This window comes from Victivallis sp., assembly GCF_048170485.1.
Classification (GTDB): Bacteria; Verrucomicrobiota; Lentisphaeria; order Victivallales; family Victivallaceae; genus Victivallis.
Map to the genome: position 1 here is coordinate 20,426 of NZ_DBEXAY010000211.1, position 6,966 is coordinate 27,391.

The window sequence follows — 6,966 nt, forward strand, 5'->3', positions numbered from 1 at the left end:
AAGAATGCAACCTTGATTTGCAGGGGATTTTCTGTCTTGATTGTATGAAATCTGCACGATCAACGATAAATTCCCCCTGTTTTACCATAATCTGAAAGGATAAGAAAACAGACTCCGGGGTATATTGACGCTTCCACCGGGATCTGCTATATTGAAATCAGGTGAATCCGTAGACGACAACCGGGAGGAATTTATGTTTACAGCCAGGATTGTGTGGGAAAACGGCAAAGTGGAGGAGCGGGAACTCTCCGCCGGGAACGACGGCGTCGTGACGTTGCGGCGGGATTCTCTGCCGCGGACGGGAATCCGGCAGGTCGAGCTGCGTTCGAAAACGTTCACGGCCCGGGCGGGCGAGGAGGGATTTTTTCTGATTCCGAGTGTGGAGAACGACGGCGCGAGCGCTTTGACGCTGTTCCGGGAACGGGAAGATACCGAGAGCGCGTTCCGGCTGAATATCATGCCGGTCTTCGCGGTTTCGACCGCTTCCGGCGCGGTGCTGGCGGTGGTCGAGGGGATGCCGTTCGAATATGAACTTGTCGCTGGGGTCCGGGGGGGCAGATACTATCTTTTCCCGCGTTTTCTCTTTGCCGGGGAGGATGCCGTGGATGATATCCGGCTGCGTCTCTTCCGGCTGCCCGCTTCCAGGCGGAGCTATTCGGCGCTGGCGTGCTGCTACCGTCGCTATCGGCTGGAACGCGGTCAGTGCCGCCCGTTGAAGGAGCGGTTGCGGGAACAGCCGATACTGGCGCAGGCGGCGGCCGGGCCGGAGGTGCGGATCCGGATGGCGTGGAAACCGGTTCCGTCTCCGGTTGCCGAGCAGACCGAGGAAAACGAGCCGCCGATCAAGGCGAAGGTGCCGTTCGAACTTGCGCAACGGATTGTGGAGAAGTTTCACGCCGCGGGAATCTCCGAGGCGGAATTCTGCCTGGTCGGCTGGAACAAGTCCGGGCATGACGGGAAGTTCCCGGACCTGCTGCCGGTCGAGCCGCTGCTGGGCGGCGAGGAGAAGATGCGCCGTCTGATCGCCCGGACGAAGGAGCTGGGCTATCTCATCGCGGCGCACACCTGTCCGTACAGCGGCTATACGCTGGCGAAGCGGTTTCATCCGGAGGATCGCCGGCTGGCGCGGGATGGTTCCCCGCAACTGGGGGCGAAGTGGGGCGGCGGGCAGGCCTACCGCCTCTGCCCGGAACGGGTGTATCATACGCTGATCCGGGAGGATGTGGAGCTGCTTCGGAATTTCGGCTTCAACGGGATCCATTATCTGGACGTCTACAGCATTCTCTTGCCGGAGCCCTGCTGCGATCCGCGCCATCCGCTGACCCGTGACGAGGCGGCGGAGTGGAGCCGGAAGACGCTGGAATTTTTCCGGGAGGGGCTGGGCGGTGTCGCTTCGGAAGGGGGGTGGGATTTCTGTGCCGGCTCTCTCGACTACGTTCTCTACCCGGTCTTCCGCCTTCATCCGGAGCTGCCGGCAATCTGCGACCGCACAGTGCCCTTCTGGCATCTGGTATACCATGGCATTCTGCTCTACAACGTCGCCTGCGACACGGTGAATGCGGCGGTGAAATCCGATCGCCGGCTCTTTCTGCGGAACATGGAGCTCGGCGGGCGACCGCTCGACTATTTCTATGCGGATTTTGTTTCCAATGGCGAGCACTGGCTGGGGCGCGAGGATCTGATCTGTGAAACGGAGGAGGCGCTGGAGCAGGGCGTGCGCGCGGTGAAGGCGGAGTTTGACCGTTACCGGGAACTTGCCGATCTCCAGTTCGAATTCATCGAGGAGCATGAGGAGCTCTCCGATACGCTGGTCCGGGTCCGGTATTCGAACGGGGATGAGCTGCTCGTCAACTACGCGGAGGAGGAGACTTCGTACGGGAAGAGCGTGCTGCCGCCGCTCTCCGTGACCCGCAGAAGAAACGGCGGTTGCTGATTTTCGGAAATCATAGTTGCGCAAACGGCAAATCCGTGGTATGTTATACGTTGAAAAAAAAACAACCGGAAAGAGTCGGGCGCAACTATGGAATCATGCTTGGAACAGTTGAAAAATCTGCTGAATGAGGAGGATCGTTTCTGCCGGTACAACGGAATCCGGGTGGAGAGCATCCGCCCCGGTTCCGCCGAAGCGGTCATGGAGGTGCGCGATGAGTCGCTGAACGGGCTTGGTGCGGTACAGGGCGGGGCGATTTTCACGCTGGCCGACCTGGCGCTGGCCGCGGCGGCGAACTCCCGCGGCAACAAGGCGGTGACCCAGAACTCGACCATCTCCTATCTTCGTCCCGGTTCCGGCCGGGAACTGCGCGCGGTGGCGACCGAGGTGAGTCGCGGCCGCCGGACCGGATTGTACGAGGTGGAGGTGCGCGGCGAGAGTGGAAAACTGGTGGCGAAAATCATGTCCGGCGTATTCATTTCCGAAGAGCGGTTTGATTTCTTCCCTGCGGAGGGGAAACTGGCTTGAGCGTCCGCTCCCGAAACGGGAGACGGGCGTTTTGCAGAGAAAGGAGCGTGTTTCTATGAGAACGGCATTGTTCAGCGCCGCCGCGGCGGTCGCCCTGCTTCTCGCGGGCTGCTGCTGCTGACGGGGATTGGGAGATCCCGAATCGGGGGAGGGGGGCGTTTCGCACTCCTCCCCCTGCTGTCTCTGCCGGGAGGCGGAAACGGACTACTCCTCCCAGGAGTGCGAGAATTCGCTGTCCTTGAAGAGGGCGGCCAGTCCGGTGAGCTGCTTGAGCCGGAGGATCTCATCGACATCCATGCCGATGTTTTTGGAGATCCATGCGTCGGATTTGCCGATGGAGATCAGTTCGGAGACGATGCCGGACATCAGGTCCACGTTGTGGGAGCCGCGGGCGCGGTTGTGGCGGATGGTGGAGGCCATGCGTTCCCCGAGCGGTTTGTCGATGACGACGATGGGGAGCAGCCCCTTTTCCCGTTCATAAATCCGGCGCGAAGTGCGCATGACCGTGTAGCGGTGGAAGCCGTCGACGATGATGTAGAGATCCTGTTCGGGGTGACGGTAGCAGACCACCGGCTGAGTGAAGCCGTCCTCCCAGATGGAGAGTTCGAGCAGCCGCATTTCCGGCGGGGCGACGCGGTTGGGATTGTAGTCGTTGGCCACCACTTTTTCCACCGGCACCGCGATGACATTGTAGACCGGACTTTGAAACTTCTGGCTCATGATTTCCCCCCTTCATAGATTGCGATACTTCTCCATCAGCTCCTGCTGGCGCAGCGTGAGATCCCGGGTGACGCCGAAGGAGAGCGACTTGCAGACAAAATCGTTCTTGATGATGCACAGCGCCATGCGCCGCCAGGTGAGAAGATCCTTCCGGGAATCCAGCTCCGGAATCTCGTCGACGATCTTCCGGAATTTCACCACCTCCTTGTCGCCGGAGCCACGCCGGCTGAAGGTGTGGGTGTTCTCGATCGAATCGGCGTGATGCTCCTCGAGAAACCGGATGTACTCTTCGGTGAGCGGGCACCCGGTCCGCTTCCAGTATCGGATGAATTTGATGAATTTGGTACGGTAGTTCCGCGCGGTTTCCGGCGGCAGCGTCGAGAGCAGGAATTTGGTGAAGCTCTTCCAGGTGTGGTTCTTCGGGAGCCGGTAGCGGGAGTTCATCAGCCGGGTGCCGGAGTAGAGATTGCCGAAGTTGGCGCCGGAGACGCGGTTGACCACGCGGGCCCAGGTATCCGGCTCGATGACGCGGAAGAGGTTCAGGCCCGCTTTCGCCTCGTTGCCGAAGGGTTCGTCGACCCGCATTTTGTGGATGCTGACTCCGGCTTTGTAGAAGAGGTCGTAGAGGCGGTTGTAGTCTTTGCCGAAGCGCCCGTTGTAGGTCCAGATATCCTCGGTCCGCCAGTCGTAGAGCGGATAGAAACTGTAGGAGCTTTCCCCCGTCCGGGTGGAGTAGTGCAGCCCCTCGAAACTCTCTTTGCGGCAGGTGATGGCCCGGTAGCGCTGCAGACTTTCATCGGTCCGGATTCCCACCAGACAGGCGGAGAGTGTGCCGCGGCCGAACCATTCGTTGAAGCGGCGGAAGAAGAGTTCGAACGGCATGTTCCGTCGGTAAAAGTCGAAGGGGTTGTTGCGAAGATTGACGACGCAGCGGTGATTCGGCATCGGCCGCACCCAGATGCTTTCGCAGGCAGGATCCCACCAGACCCAGGTCGGTTCCAGGTAGCTCAGGGAGTTGGGGCTCTCCATCGGCAGGCAGACCCAGTAGGGCTCCAGCACGTCGGCGTTGCGGGAGAGCATCCGCTCGACGAACTCGATGGAGATGCGGTAGAACGCTTCCAGATCGATGAAAAGCACCCCGATGCGCCGTTTTCTCTTCCGTGCTTCGTCGATCGCCAGGTTGAGCAGCACGCCGCTGTCCTTGCCGCCGGAAAAGGCGACGCAGATCCGTTCGAAGCGGTCGAAGATTCCGGAGATCCGGCGGCAGGCCGCATGATAGACATCCTCATCCTGATAGTGCTTCATAGGCTCTGGATCCAGTTCTCCGGTGAGAAGCCGGTGGTTTTCTCAATGTGCGTGCGGAACTCGACGGCGACTCCGTTTTTCCGGAGAAGACTTTGGCGGATCTTCTCGTCGATGGAGTCGGCGCAGAGCAGATCGATGCAGCGAATTGTCCGTCGCCGGCCGGGAGTCTGACAGCGCTCTTCGGCGCGGACCCGTTCCGCATAGCTGAAGGTGTTGTTGTAGAAGATCACCACATCCGCGGCATTGAGATCGAGAGGGCACCGGCTGAGTTTGACGCTGGCCACGAGGATGCGGCGTTCGCTCCGGAAGGCGGAGAGAATTTTTTCCTGCTCCTCCGGCGGAATCCCGGCGCGGAGCACGACGGTCTCTTCCGGCGGCAGCTGGGATTCCAGCGTGTCGAGGTCGAACTGGAATTTGGCCCAGATGACGATTCTGACGCGACTTCCCAGCGACAGCAACAGCTCCTTCAGCGCTTCGAGGCGCGGATTGCCGAGAGGGCGCAGGCGGCCGTGCCTGTCCGGACAGAAGCCGGAGAGGACCTGCTGCAGCCGGGTGAAGAGCGTGAAGAGCGAGTGGCTGTTGAACACCCCCGCCTGAAGCACCCTCTCCTTGAGGCGGCGGTAGAGCTCGCGCTGCAGCGGATTCATGCGGAAACGGCGGACGGAGTAGAGGCGTTCCGGCAGCTCCCCGCACGCTTCGCGGGTGGTCTGGTAGACGTACGGGGCGATTTTGGCCGAGAGGTATTCGAGGTTGTGGGCGCGGATCACCTTCTGCGGGTGGTAGCGATCATACTCCAGATGGTTCGCCGAGAAGGAGTAGAACGAGCGGTAGCCGAGGATTTTGCTGGAGAGGAAGGCGAACTGCATGAAAAGATCCTGCACCCCCTGCGAGATTGGCAGGCCGCTCATGATGAGCCGGTAGCGCGCTCTTGCCGCGGCGCGGACGATGCGGTTGCTGCGCTTGGCCCGGTAGCCTTTGATGTAATGGGACTGGTCCAGAATGACGAAAGCGCGATCGTCGATCCGGTCGAGCGCCTCGGTGATGGCGGCCAGATTGCTGGACATGCTTTCGATGCCGATGATGTTCCAGCAGGGGGCGATTGCGCCGCAGTGTTTCAGGATTTCCGCCCGGATGTTCTCCTTGATCGCGTAGGGGCAGAACCAGATGACGGCGGAAAATTTCCCTGTGCGGCGCCGGACCAGTTCAATTGCGGTTCTGGTTCGGCCGGTTCCATGCTCCATGAAGAGCGCGCCAACCCGGAGGGGGAGGAGTTTCTCCACCGCCTCGCTCTGGTGGGGGTAAAGTTCAGTCTTCGCAGAAATCTCGAAGTTCATCCGGGACCTCGATGGTTTCAGGGGGCAGAAGCGTCGGCGGAACCGGTCTGGTCAGCACGTTGCGCTTCCAGTCGAAGCAGGAGACCAGCCGGTAGTCGGACCCGGCCAGCGGCGGGCCGAAAAACGTGTGATGCAAGCAGAGCCCGCAGTATCTGGCGTAGATGCCGTCGCGCCCGCCGACGGCGCACTGGCGGCGGAATCCGTGGAACTGCCGGGAGGTCATCCAGAGGACATATTCGTCATCGTCTTTGAGAAAGCAGCGGACACCGTATTTCCCGGCCGTCTGCGAATACCACAGGTCGAGCACTTCGACCAGTGCCAAGTCATAGAAACAATTCATGCGGCATTGACAGCCGGGCCCCGTTCACTCCGGCTTCCCCCCTCTCCGGTACGTGGTACCGACTTCCGTCGGTTTTCTCTAAAATACATTCGAAACAGATTCTTGTCAATCGCGGCAATTGCGGACTGTCTGATTTTTTTCAGGTTTTTTTCAGCGTGAAAATCCACCGGCAGCGTCTCCGCGGTCGCTGCCGGCGGGCGGAATTTCAGCGGGTGGAACCGGTGGTTTTCTCTCCCGGCTTCCGGTGTTTGCGATAGGTGAGGACCGCCTCGAGTTCCGGGATGGATTTCAGCCGGCGGGTGATCATCTTATGCATCGCCTGCCGGCTGACGCCGCGCCGGAGGGCGAGTTCACTTAAGTTCAGCGACGGCTCTGCCAGTTTCTGATCGATGAGTTCGAGCGAGGTGGGGTCCAGCGAGGCCATGAAGCCGATTACCTCCAGCAGGTCGGCCCGGGTGTAGCGTCGGTCCTGTTCCATCGCCTGGAACCGGTTGGTCCGGCTCGGCTGGCCATAAGCGAGGATGGTCTGATTGACCAGCGGGGGCGGTGCGTTGTCGGTCAGCAGCGGCGGATCCGCCGCCTGGGAACAGTACTTGCTCAGCGTGCACTTTCTGCATTGATCCAGTCTGTTGTACATCCTGCCGTAACATTCCATCTTACTTCTCCTTGTTTTTCTGCCGGAAGGGAATTCTTCCGAATTAAGTGTTTACTTAACTGACATAATGCTTTCGAACCATATCATGAACAAAGGAATTGATCGTTTTTCGAGCGGGCCAGCGCAGTTCGCGGTCGCGTTCGTTTATTATTTT

General features: G+C 60.2%; 7 protein-coding genes. 2 read left to right on the plus strand and 5 right to left on the minus strand.

The window, feature by feature from the left end:
• The first annotated feature begins 193 nt into the window (after positions 1 to 193).
• Both ACMLHG_RS11005 and ACMLHG_RS11010 read left to right on the plus strand, forming a co-directional pair.
• On the plus strand, positions 194 to 1,933 hold the full coding sequence (locus ACMLHG_RS11005) for a DUF5696 domain-containing protein (protein ID WP_294433220.1): 1,740 nt from the start codon (positions 194 to 196) through the stop codon (positions 1,931 to 1,933).
• Between the two features lie 99 nt (positions 1,934 to 2,032).
• Positions 2,033 to 2,458, plus strand: a complete 426-nt coding sequence (locus tag ACMLHG_RS11010; protein WP_295810634.1) for a PaaI family thioesterase — start codon at positions 2,033 to 2,035, stop codon at positions 2,456 to 2,458.
• 204 nt (positions 2,459 to 2,662) lie between these two features.
• Here the strand turns inward: ACMLHG_RS11010 and ACMLHG_RS11015 are convergent, their stop codons facing one another.
• The 5 genes from ACMLHG_RS11015 to ACMLHG_RS11035 all read right to left on the minus strand — a co-directional run bounded on the left by ACMLHG_RS11015 (position 2,663) and on the right by ACMLHG_RS11035 (position 6,812).
• A complete protein-coding gene (locus ACMLHG_RS11015; RefSeq protein ID WP_294433224.1) occupies positions 2,663 to 3,178 on the minus strand; it encodes an IbrB-like domain-containing protein in 516 nt (171 codons plus the stop codon).
• A gap of 12 nt (positions 3,179 to 3,190) precedes the next feature.
• Positions 3,191 to 4,483 carry a DUF3440 domain-containing protein gene (locus ACMLHG_RS11020; RefSeq protein WP_417170528.1) on the minus strand — a complete coding sequence of 431 codons (1,293 nt, stop codon included), beginning with the start codon at positions 4,481 to 4,483 and terminating at the stop codon, positions 3,191 to 3,193.
• Positions 4,480 to 5,817: an SNF2-related protein gene (locus ACMLHG_RS11025; protein WP_417170529.1), complete on the minus strand. Its 1,338-nt coding sequence runs from the start codon at positions 5,815 to 5,817 to the stop codon at positions 4,480 to 4,482. The genes ACMLHG_RS11020 and ACMLHG_RS11025 overlap by 4 nt, the downstream gene beginning before the upstream one ends.
• Positions 5,789 to 6,157: a hypothetical protein gene (locus tag ACMLHG_RS11030; RefSeq protein ID WP_294433229.1), complete on the minus strand. Its 369-nt coding sequence runs from the start codon at positions 6,155 to 6,157 to the stop codon at positions 5,789 to 5,791. The genes ACMLHG_RS11025 and ACMLHG_RS11030 overlap by 29 nt, the downstream gene beginning before the upstream one ends.
• Before the next feature lie 205 nt (positions 6,158 to 6,362).
• A complete protein-coding gene (locus ACMLHG_RS11035) occupies positions 6,363 to 6,812 on the minus strand; it encodes a hypothetical protein (RefSeq protein ID WP_294433230.1) in 450 nt (149 codons plus the stop codon).
• Positions 6,813 to 6,966: the final 154 nt, after the last annotated feature.

What these genes read in the sequence shown, in the direction of transcription:
- ACMLHG_RS11005 (WP_294433220.1), top strand. Translation starts at nt 194, where the DNA reads ATGTTTACAGCCAGGATTGTGTGGGAAAACGGCAAAGTGGAGGAGCGG.
- ACMLHG_RS11015 (WP_294433224.1), bottom strand. Translation starts at nt 3,178, where the DNA reads ATGAGCCAGAAGTTTCAAAGTCCGGTCTACAATGTCATCGCGGTGCCG.
- ACMLHG_RS11020 (WP_417170528.1), bottom strand. Translation starts at nt 4,483, where the DNA reads ATGAAGCACTATCAGGATGAGGATGTCTATCATGCGGCCTGCCGCCGG.
- ACMLHG_RS11025 (WP_417170529.1), bottom strand. Translation starts at nt 5,817, where the DNA reads ATGAACTTCGAGATTTCTGCGAAGACTGAACTTTACCCCCACCAGAGC.
- ACMLHG_RS11030 (WP_294433229.1), bottom strand. Translation starts at nt 6,157, where the DNA reads ATGAATTGTTTCTATGACTTGGCACTGGTCGAAGTGCTCGACCTGTGG.
- ACMLHG_RS11035 (WP_294433230.1), bottom strand. Translation starts at nt 6,812, where the DNA reads ATGGAATGTTACGGCAGGATGTACAACAGACTGGATCAATGCAGAAAG.